Source organism: Halomonas sp. KM072 (genome assembly GCF_050710315.1).
GTDB classification, from domain to species: domain Bacteria; phylum Pseudomonadota; class Gammaproteobacteria; order Pseudomonadales; family Halomonadaceae; genus Vreelandella; species Vreelandella hamiltonii.
On the sequence record NZ_CP136132.1, the window covers coordinates 557,564 to 573,394 of the forward strand.

Sequence of the window (15,831 nt, forward strand, 5' to 3'; positions counted from 1 at the left end):
GTAGACGGTGTATGGGATGTTTTAGTTGCGTGCTTCTGGCTGTGACAGGGGCTTAATGGAAAGCCGCATGCCTAAAGAATTAGCGATTTTGCTGATGGTCGAGAAGGCCGGATTGCCTTCACCTGAAAGAGCCTTATAGAGTCCTTCGCGGCTCATGCCAACGTCTTTGGCGAGCTGGCTCATGTTGCGTGCACGGGCGATATCGCCGAGAGCGGCAGCCAGCAGGGCGGGATCATTTTCTTCCATGACGGCATCTAGATAAGCGGCAATATCTTCTTCGGTTTGAAGATAATCAGCAGTATCGTAATGACTGAAAGTGACAGTAGGAACGGTCATGAGGTTACTCCTTCCATTGGGCGGCGATGGCTTTGGCCTGCTCGATATCGTGGGATTGGCTGGCTTTATCACCACCGCACAGTAGCACTACGATTACTGGCCCTTTGTTCATAAAATAGACCCGATAGCCTGGACCATAGGGAATGCGTAGCTCGGAAACGCCTTTGCCGACCGGTTTTACATCGCCCGGGTTACCCAGGCTCAGACGGCGGACGCGGGCTTCAATTTTGGCGCGGGCACGAATATCGCGAAGTTCGCGCAGCCACCCATCGAAGACATCGGTTTTGATTAACTCGATCATCTGATAACTGTAGTTGGCAGTATGTTAAGTGTCAACTTTGGTTAACATTTTGTGAGAAATAAAGCACGATGCCAGTGACTGCGTTAGCGCCATCAGTTAAGCAGCTTGCGGGATGTAAGATATATCGCCAAGCTGTGGCCTTTGCCATGCCATTGAGAGGAGTCCGTGATGACCGAGCCGACCAACCATAATACCCGCCGCCACTCTGCCCAGGTGGTGGATGGCCCCGGTAAAGCGGCTAGCCGCGCTATGCTGCGCGCCGTGGGCTTCAACGACGACGATTTTCAAAAGCCCCAGGTGGGCGTAGCGTCCACCTGGAGCATGGTGACGCCGTGTAATAGCCATATCGGTGAGCTGGCAGAGTTTGCACGGGATGGGGTTGATGCTGCCGGTGGCAAAGGGGTGATTTTTAATACCATCACCATTTCCGATGGTATTGCCAACGGCACCGAAGGCATGAAGTACTCGCTGGTCTCGCGGGAAGTGATTGCGGATTCGATTGAAACCGTGGCGGGCTGCGAAGGCTTTGATGGCCTGGTGGCGATTGGCGGCTGCGATAAGAACATGCCGGGCTGCATTATGGGCTTGGCGCGGTTGGATCGCCCCAGCGTGTTCGTTTATGGCGGCACCATTATGCCCGGCAAGGGCCACACCGATATTGTCTCGGTGTTTGAGGCCATGGGCGCCCACTCCCGTGGCGACATCGACCTAATCGAGCTGAAAAACATCGAAGAGACCGCCATTCCTGGCCCTGGCTCCTGTGGGGGCATGTACACCGCCAACACCATGGCTTCGGCCATTGAAGCACTGGGTATGAGCCTGCCGGGAAGCTCGGCGCAGAATGCCATCTCCCAAGAGAAACGCGATGACTGCAAAGCCGCTGGCGAAGCCGTGCTGGCGCTGCTGGCTCAAGACATCAAACCCTCCGATATCATGACCCGCGAGGCGTTCGAGAACGCCGTGACCGTGGTGATTGCCCTGGGTGGTTCCACCAATGCGGTGCTGCACCTGATTGGCATGGCGCGCACCATCGGTGTCGAGCTGACCCTGGCGGACTTCACCGAGATCGGTAAGCGCGTGCCAGTACTGGCCGACCTGCGCCCCAGCGGCCACTACATGATGAGCGAGTTGGTGGCGATTGGCGGTATTCAGCCGCTGATGAAAATTCTGCTGGATGCTGGGCTGCTAAATGGCGATTGCTTAACCGTAACCGGTAAAACGCTGGCGGAGAACCTCGCTAACGTCGAGCCGTACCCGATGGATCAGCAAATCATCGCGCCGCTGGGTAACCCGATTAAAGCCGAAAGCCACCTGCGTATTCTGTTTGGCAACTTAGCGCCGGAAGGGGCGGTGGCTAAAATTACCGGTAAAGAGGGCACGCGCTTTAGCGGCTCGGCGCGGGTATTCGGCTCGGAAGAGGAAGCCCAGGCGCGCATTAACGATGGCACCGTAGTGGCGGGCGATGTGGTGGTGATTCGCTACGAAGGCCCGAAAGGCGGCCCTGGCATGCGAGAAATGCTCACGCCTACCTCAGCCATTATGGGCCGTGGCTTGGGCAACGATGTGGCGCTGATTACCGACGGCCGCTTCTCCGGCGGCAGCCACGGTTTCGTGGTGGGGCATGTGTCCCCGGAAGCCTTCGAAGGTGGCCCGCTGGCGCTGGTGGAAGATGGTGACCCGATCACCATTGATGCCGAAGCCGATACCATTGATGTGCATATCAGCGATGAGGAGATGATGCGCCGCCGTGCGGCCTGGCAACAGCCTGAGCCGCGCTATCGTAAAGGCGTATTGGCGAAGTATGCCAAATTGGTCAGCTCGGCCAGTACCGGTGCGGTGACCGACCAAGAGTAACCTGTGAAGAGTCACCGGCACGGTTAGGCTGTCACTAAGTCGTCAAGCGCAAGGCGTACCCTTAATGCCTTGCGCTTTTTAATGAGTAAACGGTGGGTACGATGGCGGTAGAGAATAAGATACGAGGACGAGCCAGCGAGGTTTTTTGGGCATTTTTAGCGCTGGGGCTGACCTCCTTTGGCGGGCCGGTGGCGCACCTGGGCTACTTTCGTACGGCGTTTGTTGAACGCCGCCAGTGGCTCAGCGAGCAGGCCTACGCGGATTTGGTCGCGCTGTGCCAGTTCTTGCCGGGGCCAGCCAGTAGCCAGGTAGGCTTTGCCTTAGGGTTGATGCGCGCAGGCCCCTGGGGGGCGGCGATGGCGTGGCTGGCGTTTACGCTGCCCTCTGCCATCGTGCTGGTGCTGTTTGCATTGGGCGCGGCAGTGCTGGATGGCCCGGTGGCCAGCGGCATCATTCACGGCTTGAAAGTGGTGGCGGTGGCTATTGTGGCCCACGCGGTGTGGGGCATGGCGCGCAACCTCTGCCCGGATAAAACCCGCACGGGAATTGCCCTGGCAGCGGTGTTCGCGGTGGTGCTGGTTAGCGGGCCGTTGGGGCAGGTGGCGGCGATTGTGCTGGGCGGCGTGGCGGGGCTGCTGCTTTGTCGCCAAAGCGCTGCAGCATCGTCTAGCGAATCGCTACACTTCCCGGTGACACGCCAAGCGGGCACGCTGGCGTTACTAATATTCGCGGGGCTGTTGGTGCTCTTACCGCTGTTGGCGGCGAGTGCGGGTTGGTTGAACGTCGTCGATGCGTTCTACCGTTCAGGCGCGCTGGTGTTTGGCGGTGGCCATGTGGTGCTGCCGCTGCTGGAAGCGGAAGTAGTGCAATCGGGTTGGGTCACGGCAGATGAATTCTTAGCGGGTTACGGCGCAGCGCAGGCGGTGCCGGGGCCGCTTTTTACGTTTGCTGCATATTTAGGGGCGCTGCTGCCGGGAATTCCCAGCGTGATTGGCGCGTTACTGGCGCTGCTGGCGATTTTTGTACCGGGGTTTTTGCTGCTGGTCGGCGTGCTGCCATTTTGGAATCAGTTTCGCCAGTGGGGCAGTGCTCAAGCGCTGATGCGCGGTGCCAATGCGGCGGTGGTGGGGATTTTAGGCGCGGCGCTGTATCAGCCGGTGTGGACCAGTGCCATTATTGGGCCTTACGAGTTCGTGCTGGCGTTGACGGGCTTTATGCTGCTCACCGTATGGAAGTTGCCTGCATGGGTAGTCGTGATCGTCGTCGCTTTGGGTGGGGTAGTGATCACGCTGTAGCATCACTACCCCAGCCGGTTTATACGCGGCTTACTTTAACCGGTAGGCCTTGGCGCACGCTGGCGCCGCTAATCGGTTCAACCCGGCTTATTCATGAGTATGCTGATTGAGCATCGCGAAGCCCCAGGTTGCTGGCACCGACTCCCAGCAGCCGTATTTGCGGTGTGAATACCTGCCGATATATACCCAAACAGTACGGTTTCTTTGTTGCTATATAACCTTCAGTAATCGATTCCGGCCATCAGGGCAGCCGTGATCGCCAGCCATCGTGATGGCCGCCTTGCGCTTGGATCGGTTGTGATATCAACCGTGTATCAGCTCAGTGCGGTCAGCTTCGGTAGCCCCTTAAGCAAGGTGGGCCACCATTTGTCAGCGGCATCGCCAAGGTGAACAGTGATGCGCCGGGCGTGTAGCGAGATAGTGGACGCGATCTTGAGGACTTGCTCGCGCATCCGGCTCAGGCTCCAGCCCTGGTGGGTTTGCCGCTCCAGGAGGCAGCGCAGTCCATGCAAGACCTGGTAGGCGTAGAGACTCAGTAGCAGGCTCACTTCGTTGCGGGCCATCACCTCTTGAACGGTGGAAGCGCCGCGGTCGGTCGAGGAGAGATGCACGTCGAGTGCTGATTTCACCTCGCCCATGTGCGCCTCGGCACTGCCGCGCTTACGGTAGAGCGCCAGAACCTTCTCCGGCGGCCAGTCGAACTTGCCGAGGTTGGTGACCAGGAAGAAGGCATGCAGCAGCAGGTCATCGGGGCGTTCCTGCACCACCAGCACCACGCGACGCGGTGCCGACCAGGAGCCCGCTTGATACTCCAGATCGTGGCACCATTCACGAGGCTGCTCAGGTGGTCGGCCACTCGGTCGCTTGAGATAGGGCGCTGCCAGCTTCTGCAGACCTGTATGGCTACGCAGCCGACCCAGGTACTCGATGTCGCGCTCTTCCAAGGCCTCCAATGTCGCATTGTCAGTGAAGCCAGCGTCGATGCGCACTCGCACCTGGGCACCGGTGCTCTCGTTGAGTCGCCGTACTAGATGCGGGATCCAGGTGTCGGCATCCTCGGCTGGGCCGGCATTGCCCTCCCGCAGCAAGCCGCCCACCATGTCGCCGGTCTCCGCCAACGATGCGACCAGCGGCGAGTAGATGCGGGCCCCGTAAAGGCCATGATAGGCCGAGCCGCCCTGGTGACCGTGAGCCTCAATCGGCAGACCATCGATGTCCAGTGTCAGCTGATGAGGGCGTTTGCCCTTTTCCAGCGAGGTCAGACGCCAGACTACCAGTCGCAGCAGGCCTTCGTGTACGGCATCGATGTTGTCGCTACGCCCGAGACATGCCAGCAGCCGCGATAATGTGGCTTGAGAGGGCCGATCTTGAGCCAATGGCGTCATGCCGCGCGCATCGCTGCAGGCCAGTTGCCAGAGCGGGTCACGGCGCAGCGTGTCGGTATCGCTGAGGTCGATCCAGCCCATCGCGCGCTGCAGCACCAGCGTTCGCAGCTGACTGGCCAGGGAGTGACGGATACGTAGTGGGTTGCGTCTATCGACCAAGTTATCCTCCAGCGCGTCGATCAGGCCGCTGTTGTCGAGGGCTTCACGCAGCAGCAAAGCGCCGCTGTCGCTGGTGGTGCGTTGGCCGTCGAGCTCAACGCGTATAGATCCGTTGCAGGTCGGAATCCAGGGAGATATGCTTTCACCCATAGCGGATGGTCCTCTTGAATCAGATTCTTGGCGAAATGCACTGATTTTTATAGAGAATACCATCCGCTATCTTCGTTTTCAGGCCTGCCTCATGAATAAGCCGGGTTCAAGCCAAGTGCCGTCTACCGCCCGCGTAGGGTCTTTAAACCCCAAGTCGTTGATGTTGATGCCTGCCCGCATCCACGGCATATCAGGCTGGGGTTCACCGTCAATGATGTGTGGTGTGGCGCCTAAATCTTTATGACCGTAGCCGTGTTCAATACCCAGTGCGCCGGGCACAACGCTTTCGCTTACCAGGGCTAGCCCCACCACGCTGCCGCCAGGGCTTTCAATGCGAATGGTGTCGCCGTGCTGAATGCCAAAGCGTTCGGCATCTTGGCGGTGCATTTGCACGGGGTTGTAGGGCTTGATCATCCGCAGCCGTTCGTTACCGATGGCGTAGGAGTTCATCAGATTGGATTTGAACGAGAATGCCAGTAACGGCCACTCTTGCTCTGAGAAGATCTCCCGCATGGGCTGCTTATTCGCCATTTGAGGCAGCGAGTGACACGGTACGCCCCGGTTTGGCAGCCCATTGGTGGTATCAATGCTGGTGCCAACCGCTTCGTTATAGACACACAGGGTTTCTTTCCACTGGCGTTTTAAATGTTGGCCTACGAAGTGTTCACTGGCATCTTCAAAACGTCCACCCCGTGCGTACAGATAGGCCACACGGCTGCGCTCGTCGGCTTTCAGCGTACGTTCAAGCTTAGGCAGCAGCGGTGCAATGCCACTATGGGCAACGTCAGTTTCGTTCGCTTCTGGTAGCGGCGTCTCTTGGAAGGCAATATTGGCCGCTGCCCGCAAGTAGTAATCTTCAGCGCGGTTGAGGGGGTGCAGATTGCCATCGGTATCGGGGATGGCGTTATCACCGAAGCCCGGCAGCCCCAGCCGTTTAGCTACGGCGATAAAGAAGCTATCCATAGACACCGGCTCGCCTTCGGCGGTTTTTTGTTGGCGCGGTTCAACCACCGGCCAGCACGCGGTGGTCAGCTTGCCTAGCGTGCCTTTCCAGGAGCCTGCAAAGCCCCATACTTCGTACATCACTGAATCCGGTACGATGTAATCGGCGTAGCGGTTGGTCTCGTTGATAAAGCCATCAACCGCGACAAACAGCCCCAAGCGCTTGGGGTCTTTCAACTTATCAACAATCACGCCTTTTAAGCCCGCTTGGCCATAAATCGGGTTAGCCATGCAGCCAATCACCGCTTTAATGGGGTAAGGGTAGCCATCCAGCGCGGAAGGTAAATGTTCGGTGAGTGTTGGCGGCGCGAGCGAGCGCCAAGGAGCCTTAGCAGGGTAGGGGGGTTCGCCAGCCGCTACCTTGCGTTGATACTCCGACGATTTTTCATAGGGGAAACGTGAGCGCGAGAGAAAAACGCCCTGCGGGCCACGCTTGCCGGGGAAATTGGCTAAGTCGTAGCGTGGGCCTTCACCGGTGCCTTTATAGGTGCCGCCGCCCACCGCGCTGCCGCCTTTCATGTTGTAGTTGGCTGCCAACAGGTTGAGCATTTGAACGCCAAAAGCAGCGTAGAAGCCGTTGCCTGACATCATACCGCCGTGGCAGTTAACGGCGGCCTTACGGCCGTGGCTGGCATACTTTTTGGCTAAGTCGATAATCGTCGCTTTGGGAATACCACAATGTTCAGCATAGGTGTCCATGTCGTATTCATGGGCCGATTCACGCAGCAGCGTTAGGCTGGTTTTAACGGTGACGGTGCTGCCATCGGCAAGCTCCACTGCGCGCTCGGCAAATAGCTCGGCGGCCATGACATCTTCGCTGAGCGCGAATTCGCCGCCTGACACGACGACGGGAATATCCGCATCACTATCGGCCTCAGCAAGACCCAAATCGCTGGCGCGCAAAAAGTAGCCACGGCGCGGATGTTCGAACGTATCAATGACCAAATGCGTCGCGTTGGAGTGGGTGGTCTCACCTGCGGCATCGGCAGCGGTCTGGCCCGGCAGGGCGAGGAAGTCGCTGGCGTAACCCTCGTTATCCAGTAGCCACTGAATCATCGCCATGGCAAAGGCGCTGTCGGTACCGGGGCGAATGGGCACCCAGCGGTTATTATCCGCCGCGTGGGAAGTGGCGGCATTTAGCGCGGGGTCGACTACCACGTACTCAAGGGTTCCTGAAGCGCGTGCCTGAGCAAGCAAGCGGCCCTGACGCTTAAACGGGTTGCCTGCTTGGCTAGGCGCGCAGCCGATATACATGATGAACTGTGCGTTCTGAATGTCGGGTTTTACATGGGCATTGGTGACAATATTGTTCATCACGGCCCCCGACCCCATGCGGAACGCCAAGCCGCAATAAGCACCGTGGTGGCCGTAGTTGCGGGTAGCAAAGGCGTTGAGCGTGAAGCGCTTGAGTAAATCTGAGCGCCCGTAGTCGGTGGCTTCCATGACCATCAGCTGATTCGCCTTGGGGCCGTACTCTGGATTGGCAGGGTCGATAGGCGTGTCGTGGTCGTGAATGGCGCGCAGCCCATCTACATGGCCTTCACCAAACAGATCGCCCCCCTCACAAATCTCTTCAATCAGCTGTTCAAACGAGATTTTTTGCCACTCCCGATTACCGCGCTCGCCAACGCGCTTCAAGCAGTGGTCGATACGGAACGGGTTAGTGATCTGGCTCATCATGGCATTTCCGCGGGCGCAGGCGGTAGAGCGGTTAACCTGCCCCTGTTCGCCGTAGGCGCTGACGCTGCGAAGCGCATCGGCCACTGGGGTGCGCATCGGTAAATGGTCATCTGCAGAGAGCGGATGGTAAGGATTGCCAGATACCCGCAGCACTTCGCCCTTTGTGTCATCAACCCTCACTCGCACCCCACACTGGGTGGTGCAGCCGTAGCAAATGGTAAAGGCGGTGCGTTGGTTGGGAGTGAGGGTTAGCTCGCCAGTGGCTAAGTCAACGCGGTACTCCGGTGTGAGCGAGTTGCCGTGAATGTTGTGCTTGGGTTTTTCCCCCGCGCTGCCACTGAGTCCTTTGGCCATCTTGGCAAGCGGGTCAGCGTAACCTACTGCAAAGGTGGCGGCACCGCCTGCGGCAGCAGCGCCTTTGAGAAACCGGCGGCGTGAGGGGTCTTGAGCAGACTTAGCCATGGTTAGGCGCTCCTTGTTCGGCGTTAAGCGAGTCACTGGGTGTATTGGTGTCGAAAGAGGGCGGCGGTTTAACGCCACCTTGCTGGGCTTGCCGCCATGGGATAAATAGCTCAATCAGTAAGATAGCGGCGAGCCAAAGCCCAAACGTACCGACAATACCTAACAGTCCGGAAGAGCCAGCGGGGATGCCATAGTGGTGAAAGCCTGCGCTGTTACGGGCGACGTGCTGAACGTCCATCAGCACCACCCAACGGAACATCCAGCCCATATGAATAGCTACTAAACCGAGTAGCCAAGCCCAGGCAAACAGTGCGGGTTGGCGTTGGGTAGAGCGTGAGAGTAACCACGCCACCGCTATAAAGAGCGTTATGCCAGTAGTACCGCCCCACAGCGCGGTGCTACGCCAGGAAGGGCTGTGACGAACAGACTCCAGCGCTGCTGCGACCGAGCCAACGTTGGCGTTAATACCATCCAGGAACCAGCTAGCCGCGATTAAACCCGCCACGGCACAGAAGGCAAGTAGGACATACAGCATTTGCCGAACGGTGGCGTGCGAACACAGCCCGCTTACCCGGTTGAGTACCAGCAAAAGCCCTGCTGCCGCGATGAAGCCTGTCGCGACCAGCATGGGCGGAAGCCATACGGTGTTCCATAGCGGGCGTGCTTTCACAATGGCAAGCTCCGCGCCGGTATAAAGCATAATGCCGCTGGAAAGCAGTAGTGCGGCTAGTCCCACGATGGCCACCAGCGCCCTTGGAGTAGCGCTATCGCCCAGGCTTAGCCATTTAGCCATCCATCCGCTCAGCCCTGGCGCATTTCGCCGGGCCTGGAGCGCCGGGCGCCAAGCCAGCCAGGCAAGGCCCAGTACGCTGACGAGATAAAGCGGCAGAACCACGCTGCCGATGGACATCCACGAGTGGGTGTTGGCGTGAGCATAAAAGTGCCAAAAGCGCAGCGGTTGGTGTAGATCTGCAAGTAGTGCAACAGGTGCGACCAGCGTGGTGCTGACGCAAGCGATGAGTGCAAGACGTGCGGTGGGCAGCCACGCTTTTTTGCCGAAGATTAACGCGGGGGCTGCAAGCCAGAGACTCGCGTAGGAGACGGCGATCATGAAAAAGTACTGTACTGCCCAGGGGTACCAGGCAATGTCATAACGCGGGGCGAGCAGTTCAATGGTGGAATTCATAGCCCATCTCCTGGCCGTGGGGATCAAACACTTCAAGCGCCACGGGTTCCGCCACGGGGCGTGTAGTGAAGCGTTCATCCATCCCGAGGTAGAACACTTGGGGAAGCGTGTTTTTTTCTGGCTGAAGTACCATCAGTGCATCACGGTGTTCTTGAATCATGCGGCTGATTTGGCTGTCAGGATTGCGCATATCACCAATAATCCGCGCACCTCCAACACAGCTTTCAACACACGCGGGCAGTAGCCCTGCCTCTAAACGGTGCGCGCAGAACGTGCATTTGTCGGCGGTTTGGGTACGCTCGTTAATAAAGCGGGCGTCGTAAGGGCAGGCGTTAACGCAATAAGCGCAGCCCACGCAGCGGTCGCTGTCCACCACCACGATGCCATCCTGCTGTTGGTAGGTAGCTTCAACGGGGCAAACGGGTACGCAGGGCGGGTTTTCGCAGTGATTGCACAGCCTGGGCAGCATAAACGTGGCCAGTTCACCGCTCTCCTGGTGCTGCACTTCGTACTGGGAGACCGTGGTGCGAAACTGACCAAGCGGGGCGGCGTTCTCAATATGGCACGACACCGTGCAAGCCTGGCAGCCGATGCACTGGCGAAGATCAATCAGCATGCCGTAGCGCTTTGTGGGATCACCTTCGCGCCGGGCAGGCTGCTGATTAATGCCTGCTTGGGCAAGGCTAGAAAAGGGTACCAGTGCAGCGCCTGCACTTAAGCGGGCCAGCTGGCCGAGTAGCGAGCGGCGTATGGCGTCCATAGCGCCTCCTTAGCGGGTAAAACGTCATTCGCAGGGGCGAATGGTCGGGGTACGCTAAGACTACGCCTTACGTTGAAGGGGAAAGTTGATTCTCGTCAATGAGTTAGTGCGCTTTTCTTAATGCTCACTTAATCTTAAAACGCTAACTGATTGTTTTCATGAAAGACGTCCTATTAAGCGTGACAAACAAAAACAGGCTGACCCAATGGGCCAGCCTGTATCGAAAGGGGGTAGATTCTGATGTAGTAGCTGTTGCTATGGCGCCTCCAGCTCTAGGGTGCGACGCAGGACATTGAGTTCATCGATGTCCAGATGCTCTAGCCTTCCGGCGAGCAGGTCGCTGATCTTTTGAACGGGTAAGCCAGCTTGGCGGGCTATTTCGCGGCTTCCCAGATCTGATACGGCGATCAGACGGGTAATAATACGCATGAGGCGCGTACGTTTTTCTAAATCCCTGACATCGAGGTCAGGGCTGCTTCGCGGAGGATCCTGCACTTCTGCGTGAGCAGTCGAGTATGCCGTACTCATGTGACTCCATGGGTCTGAAATGACAAACACACAATGCCGCCAACTCACGCGCTTTTCAATGCCTATTTAGATGAAAATTTCACGACCATGAGACAGCCCGCAAACGCGCTGGCTCTGGTAAACTATGCCCCTTCCCATTTTTTCAATGAGCCGCAGCCTGTACGCGGCTCGTTCCACTGTTTTTCGCTAGAACAGGCCATGGGCCGAGGAGTTATTGCATGTCGAACAGCGCACCCAAGGTGGGCGTGATCATGGGGTCGAAGTCGGATTGGCCGGTCATGGAGCACGCGGTGGCGATGTTGGAACGGCTGGGTGTTGCCTACGAAACCCGCGTGGTCTCGGCACACCGTACCCCGGACCTGCTGTTCGACTATGCGAAAAGCGCAGCGGAACGTGGCCTTCAGGTCATCGTGGCGGGCGCTGGCGGCGCGGCGCACCTGCCGGGCATGGTGGCCTCGCAAACGGCGCTGCCGGTGCTGGGTGTGCCGGTAGAGTCCAAGGCCTTGAAGGGGCTGGATTCGCTGCTCTCCATTGCACAAATGCCGGGTGGCATTGCCGTGGGCACGTTGGCCATCGGCAAAGCCGGGGCCACCAATGCGGGGCTGCTGGCGGCGCAAATCGTCGGCTTGCAGGACAGCGCCGTGCGTCAGGCCGTCGAGGCCTTCCGAGCAGAGCAAACGCAGCTGGTGCTGGATAACCCGGACCCCCGCCCGGATGCGCCTGCGGCCAGCGAATCGGCACAATAGGAAGCCCATCATGAGCGTGCATAGCAATCGCGTAAAACACATTGGCGTACTGGGTGCCGGGCAACTGGGCCGTATGCTGGCGTTGGCGGGCTACCCGCTGGGCAACACGTTTACCTTTCTGGACACCACCGGCAACCCTAGCGCCGGTATCGGTGAGGTGGTGGTCGACCCGGGTAACCAGCATCTGGCAGCGTTCCTCGACAAGGTCGATGTGGTGACCTACGAGTTCGAGCACCTGCCCGTGGCGCTGGTGCAGCAGATCGAACAGCACAAGCCGGTCTACCCCAGCAGCCGTGCCATTGCCGTGTGCCAGAACCGCGTGGAAGAGAAGGCGCTGTTCGACCGGCTGGGCATCCCGACGCCTGCCTACCGGGTGGTGGAGAGCGCCGAGCAGCTGCAGGCCGCTGCCACTGAGCTGGGCTGCCCCGTGGTGGCCAAATCCGTCACCGAAGGGTACGACGGCAAGGGCCAGGCGGTGCTGAGAGCGCCAGAGCAGGCCCAGGCCGCCTGGGAGTCGATTGGCCATTCCCGGTTGATCGTGGAAGCCTTCGTCGATTTCGTGCGCGAAGTGTCGCTGATTGCCGTGCGTGGTCGCGATGGGGAAGTGGTGTTTTACCCCATGGCAGAGAACCAGCACGTAGACGGCATTTTGCGCTATTCGGTGGCGCCGCTGCCCGACCTGGACAACAGCGTTCAGCAAACCGCCGATGGCTACATTCGTGCGCTGCTGGATGAGCTGGATTACGTGGGCGTGCTGGCGCTGGAGCTGTTCCAGACCCGCGACGGTAGCCTGCTGGCCAATGAGATGGCCCCGCGGGTGCATAACTCCGGCCACTGGACCATGGACGGCGCGGTGACCAGCCAGTTCGAAAACCATCTGCGGGCCGTACAGGGCTTGCCGCTGGGTTCGACTCAGGCGATTGGCCCCACCTGCATGGTCAACGTGATTGGGCAAGAGGGAGACAATCCCGCGCTGCTGGCGATTCCCCATACCCACCTGCACCGCTACGACAAGGCCGAGCGGGCGGGGCGCAAGCTGGCCCACGTGAACGTCGTGGCGGCCAGCCATGCCGAGCTGCTGGAAAAAGTACGCGCCTGCCAGGCACTGCTGCCGGGTGCTCCGGCGGTCGAGTGGAGCTTTGCCGACTCGCTCTGAGACGTGCGTTCGATGGCTGTCATGGCCTCTTAAGCCGCCCTTAGAGGCTAATGCCAGTCAGTTAAGAGTTTCATCAATGAGCTGACAATGCGATATTCCGGTATCAGTGATTCTCTGATACCGGATTTTTATGCATTTTAGTCAGGCCATTGATGCCATCGCTCGCGTTTCACCTGAACATTTCTCCAGCCTCGCGGATGTTCTCTCCCCCGAGCTGATTGACGAATGCCTAGCGCACGCCGGTGTAGCCACCTTGCGTAAGCGCCGTTTACCGCTTGAGATGGTGGTCTGGTCGATTGTCGGCATGGCCTTGTTCCGGCACATCCCGATGGGGCAAGTCGTTCATCAGCTTGATATTGTCTTACCCGGCCAACGTCCTTTCGTGGCACCCAGCGCCGTTGTCCAAGCACGTCAACGCCTCGGGGTAGAGGCTGTCAAACGTGCGTTCGAGCAAACGCAGGACCTGTGGCACGAACAAACCCCTCACCCTCATTGGTGTGGTCTCAGGCTGCTAGGCGTAGACGGAGTGGTATGGCGAACGCCTGACACGCCTGACAACCAAGCGGCTTTTACACGTACGCGTAACGCCTACCGAGAAGCGAGCTACCCGCAGGTGCGGATGGTGTGTCAAATGGAGCTGACGAGCCACCTAATCACGGGCGCCGCGTTTGACAGCATCTCGACGGGCGAAGTGGCGTTAACGACAGACCTGATCGCCAGTACACCTGACCACTCACTGACGTTATTTGACCGTGGGTTTTATTCGCTGGGTCTGCTGCATGCGTGGCAGCAAGCAGGCGAACAGCGCCACTGGATGATCCCGTTACGGAAGGGAGCGCAGTATGAAGAGATCTACTCGCTGGGACGTCAGGATCGACTGGTTCGTCTGACGACATCCCCACAAGCACGAGCGAAATGGCCAGACTTGCCCGCGACGTTAGAAGCACGTCTGATGCGTCGTAAGGTCAAGGGAAAAGAAGTTCAGGTGCTGACGTCGATGACCGATCCGCTGCGCTTTCCTGCTGCTGATATCGTGGATCTTTATAGCTATCGCTGGGAAATCGAGCTGGGCTACCGGGAAATGAAGCAGTCACTGCTGGGCAGCCGACTCACGCTGCGTAGTCGTACGCCGGACATGGTTCGCCAGGAGTTATGGGGAACGTTGCTCGCCTACAACTTGATACGCTTTCAGATGGCGCGAATGGCCTACAGCCTGGACAGCATTCACCCCAATCAATTGAGCTTTCACCAAGCTGCCCATTTTATTATCAAAGAGCTATCTATGTTGCCGGCGGTGTCACCTGGCCGTCTTCCCGAGGTCATGAGGTCGATGCTAGAGATGGCGCCTTCCTTCTTGTTACCCGATAGACGAGAACGGTCATACCCGCGTGCTGTTCGGACACGACCACAAAAATATGCGGTTAGAAAAATGCCAGTCAGGCTTAACTGACTGGCATTACCCTTAGAGGCGGCTTTTTCATGTTCGAAGGCTACTTTTACCAAACAGCGCGTAAAGCATCGCCCAGTCGGGCGGTGATACAAGCGCGCACCGCGTAGCGGTGCCAGATTGACTTCGCCTCATTACCCTGATATTTATACAGCATGACAAAGCGTGCCTACAAAGAGCGGTTCTACCCCACTTCCGAACAGGCTGAGCTGCTGGCGCAGTCGTTCGGGTGTGCCCGTTTTGTCTGGAATAATACCCTGGCCTATCGCACCGAGGCGTATCAGCAGCGCGGTGAATCGGTCTCGCACTCATCGGCGGAAAAGCGACTGGTGGGCTTAAAGGCGGAGTTTCCGTGGTTGCGGGATGTTTCCAGCGTGATCCTGCAGCAAACGCTCCGCGACCAGAAAGCCGCCTTCGACAACTTCTTCAACCCAAAGCTCAAGGCGCGCTACCCACGTTTCAAGCGCAAGGATTGCCGGCAGTCGATCCGGCTGACCAAGGCCGCGTTCCGCTATCGGGATGGTGAGATCACTATCGCAAAAGCGAAGACGCCGTTACCCATCCGATGGAGCCGGTCACTACCCTCTGCACCCTCTACCATCACGATTTCACGCGATCGTGCTGGACGCTACTTCATCAGTTGCCTGTGTGATTTCGTGCCAAAAGCGCTTCCGGTCACGCGCAAAACGGTCGGCATTGACCTCGGCTTGAGCGATTTGTTCATTACCAGTGACGGCGCAAAATCGGGCAATCCGCGTCATCTGAAACGCTACGAGGCGAAGCTGGCCTGCTTGCAGCGCCGGTTGGCGAAAAAACAGACAGGTTCAAACAACCGCAACAAACACCGTTGGAAAGTGGCACGGCTACATGCCAAGATCGCCGACTGTCGCCGTGACGCTACCCACAAAGCGACCCGCGCACTCATTAACGAAAACCAAGTCCTGTGCGTCGAGTCACTTAATATCATTGGTATGATCAAGAATAGACGGCTTTCTAAATCCATTAGCGATGCCGGGTGGGGTGAGTTCGTCCGGCAACTGGAATACAAGGCCGCCTGGGCGGGGCGCCAACTGGTGAAAGTGAGCCAGTGGTTCCCCAGCAGCAAGCGGTGTCATGGCTGTGGCTACAAGGTTGAGAAACTGCCGCTGTCGCAACGTCACTGGCACTGCGAAAGCTGCGGCTATCCCATTGACCGCGACATCAACGCGGCCAGGAATATACAAACCGCCGGGCTGGCGGGGTTAGCCTGTGGAGCGACCGGAGCGGAGGGCAGCGGCCTAGCTGCTATCTAGTGAAGGCGTGTGGAAGCAGGAAGGTTCTGGGGGTGATCTCAGAACCCTCGCCCAAAGCGCGAAGCGCGGCGGGCGGGGAGTGTCAGTGCGTA

General features: G+C 58.5%; 13 protein-coding genes. 6 read left to right on the forward strand and 7 right to left on the reverse strand.

Annotated features, from left to right (window positions below; all coding sequences use genetic code 11):
• Positions 1-21: 21 nt before the first annotated feature.
• Both RVM26_RS02625 and RVM26_RS02630 read right to left on the reverse strand, forming a co-directional pair.
• Positions 22-336 carry an addiction module antidote protein gene (locus tag RVM26_RS02625; RefSeq protein ID WP_287808294.1) on the reverse strand — a complete coding sequence of 105 codons (315 nt, stop codon included), beginning with the start codon at positions 334-336 and terminating at the stop codon, positions 22-24.
• 4 nt (positions 337-340) lie between these two features.
• Complete coding sequence (locus RVM26_RS02630; RefSeq protein ID WP_287808292.1) at positions 341-637, reverse strand: type II toxin-antitoxin system RelE/ParE family toxin; 297 nt, start codon at positions 635-637, stop codon at positions 341-343.
• Positions 638-805: 168 nt separating this feature from the next.
• Between RVM26_RS02630 and ilvD the strand changes: the two genes are divergently transcribed.
• The gene (gene ilvD / locus RVM26_RS02635; RefSeq protein ID WP_498940635.1) at positions 806-2,491 is read left to right on the forward strand and encodes a dihydroxy-acid dehydratase; all 1,686 of its coding nucleotides are present in this window, start codon (positions 806-808) and stop codon (positions 2,489-2,491) included.
• A gap of 101 nt (positions 2,492-2,592) precedes the next feature.
• Positions 2,593-3,786, forward strand: a complete 1,194-nt coding sequence (gene chrA / locus RVM26_RS02640; protein WP_498940636.1) for a chromate transporter — start codon at positions 2,593-2,595, stop codon at positions 3,784-3,786.
• Between the two features lie 314 nt (positions 3,787-4,100).
• Here chrA and RVM26_RS02645 read toward each other — a convergent pair whose 3' ends face one another.
• From RVM26_RS02645 to RVM26_RS02665, 5 genes are all read right to left on the reverse strand, one after another.
• Positions 4,101-5,480, reverse strand: a complete 1,380-nt coding sequence (locus tag RVM26_RS02645) for an IS1380 family transposase (protein WP_498938342.1) — start codon at positions 5,478-5,480, stop codon at positions 4,101-4,103.
• Between the two features lie 78 nt (positions 5,481-5,558).
• Positions 5,559-8,624 carry a molybdopterin dinucleotide binding domain-containing protein gene (locus RVM26_RS02650; protein WP_498940638.1) on the reverse strand — a complete coding sequence of 1,022 codons (3,066 nt, stop codon included), beginning with the start codon at positions 8,622-8,624 and terminating at the stop codon, positions 5,559-5,561.
• The gene (gene nrfD / locus RVM26_RS02655; protein WP_498940640.1) at positions 8,617-9,810 is read right to left on the reverse strand and encodes a polysulfide reductase NrfD family protein; all 1,194 of its coding nucleotides are present in this window, start codon (positions 9,808-9,810) and stop codon (positions 8,617-8,619) included. The genes RVM26_RS02650 and nrfD overlap by 8 nt, the downstream gene beginning before the upstream one ends.
• Positions 9,794-10,570, reverse strand: a complete 777-nt coding sequence (gene dsrO / locus RVM26_RS02660; RefSeq protein ID WP_137094539.1) for a sulfate reduction electron transfer complex DsrMKJOP subunit DsrO — start codon at positions 10,568-10,570, stop codon at positions 9,794-9,796. Before dsrO ends, nrfD begins: the two co-directional genes overlap by 17 nt.
• Positions 10,571-10,825: 255 nt before the next feature.
• The gene (locus tag RVM26_RS02665) at positions 10,826-11,098 is read right to left on the reverse strand and encodes an XRE family transcriptional regulator (protein WP_287808282.1); all 273 of its coding nucleotides are present in this window, start codon (positions 11,096-11,098) and stop codon (positions 10,826-10,828) included.
• A gap of 218 nt (positions 11,099-11,316) precedes the next feature.
• Here RVM26_RS02665 and purE point away from each other — a divergent pair, with 218 nt between their 5' ends.
• From purE to RVM26_RS02685, 4 genes are all read left to right on the forward strand, one after another.
• Positions 11,317-11,844 carry a 5-(carboxyamino)imidazole ribonucleotide mutase gene (gene purE, locus RVM26_RS02670; protein WP_016916523.1) on the forward strand — a complete coding sequence of 176 codons (528 nt, stop codon included), beginning with the start codon at positions 11,317-11,319 and terminating at the stop codon, positions 11,842-11,844.
• A gap of 10 nt (positions 11,845-11,854) precedes the next feature.
• A complete protein-coding gene (locus RVM26_RS02675) occupies positions 11,855-13,000 on the forward strand; it encodes a 5-(carboxyamino)imidazole ribonucleotide synthase (protein ID WP_287808280.1) in 1,146 nt (381 codons plus the stop codon).
• 130 nt (positions 13,001-13,130) lie between these two features.
• The gene (locus RVM26_RS02680) at positions 13,131-14,450 is read left to right on the forward strand and encodes an IS4 family transposase (protein WP_498940643.1); all 1,320 of its coding nucleotides are present in this window, start codon (positions 13,131-13,133) and stop codon (positions 14,448-14,450) included.
• A 152-nt stretch (positions 14,451-14,602) separates the two neighbouring features.
• Positions 14,603-15,739: an RNA-guided endonuclease InsQ/TnpB family protein gene (locus RVM26_RS02685; RefSeq protein WP_044630674.1), complete on the forward strand. Its 1,137-nt coding sequence runs from the start codon at positions 14,603-14,605 to the stop codon at positions 15,737-15,739.
• The last annotated feature ends 92 nt before the right edge of the window (positions 15,740-15,831 follow it).

Coding starts and splice junctions, on each gene's coding strand:
- RVM26_RS02625 (WP_287808294.1), bottom strand. CDS start 336: ATGACCGTTCCTACTGTCACTTTCAGTCATTACGATACTGCTGATTAT.
- RVM26_RS02630 (WP_287808292.1), bottom strand. CDS start 637: ATGATCGAGTTAATCAAAACCGATGTCTTCGATGGGTGGCTGCGCGAA.
- ilvD (WP_498940635.1), top strand. CDS start 806: ATGACCGAGCCGACCAACCATAATACCCGCCGCCACTCTGCCCAGGTG.
- chrA (WP_498940636.1), top strand. CDS start 2,593: ATGGCGGTAGAGAATAAGATACGAGGACGAGCCAGCGAGGTTTTTTGG.
- RVM26_RS02645 (WP_498938342.1), bottom strand. CDS start 5,480: ATGGGTGAAAGCATATCTCCCTGGATTCCGACCTGCAACGGATCTATA.
- RVM26_RS02650 (WP_498940638.1), bottom strand. CDS start 8,624: ATGGCTAAGTCTGCTCAAGACCCCTCACGCCGCCGGTTTCTCAAAGGC.
- nrfD (WP_498940640.1), bottom strand. CDS start 9,810: ATGAATTCCACCATTGAACTGCTCGCCCCGCGTTATGACATTGCCTGG.
- dsrO (WP_137094539.1), bottom strand. CDS start 10,570: ATGGACGCCATACGCCGCTCGCTACTCGGCCAGCTGGCCCGCTTAAGT.
- RVM26_RS02665 (WP_287808282.1), bottom strand. CDS start 11,098: ATGAGTACGGCATACTCGACTGCTCACGCAGAAGTGCAGGATCCTCCG.
- purE (WP_016916523.1), top strand. CDS start 11,317: ATGTCGAACAGCGCACCCAAGGTGGGCGTGATCATGGGGTCGAAGTCG.
- RVM26_RS02675 (WP_287808280.1), top strand. CDS start 11,855: ATGAGCGTGCATAGCAATCGCGTAAAACACATTGGCGTACTGGGTGCC.
- RVM26_RS02680 (WP_498940643.1), top strand. CDS start 13,131: ATGCATTTTAGTCAGGCCATTGATGCCATCGCTCGCGTTTCACCTGAA.
- RVM26_RS02685 (WP_044630674.1), top strand. CDS start 14,603: ATGACAAAGCGTGCCTACAAAGAGCGGTTCTACCCCACTTCCGAACAG.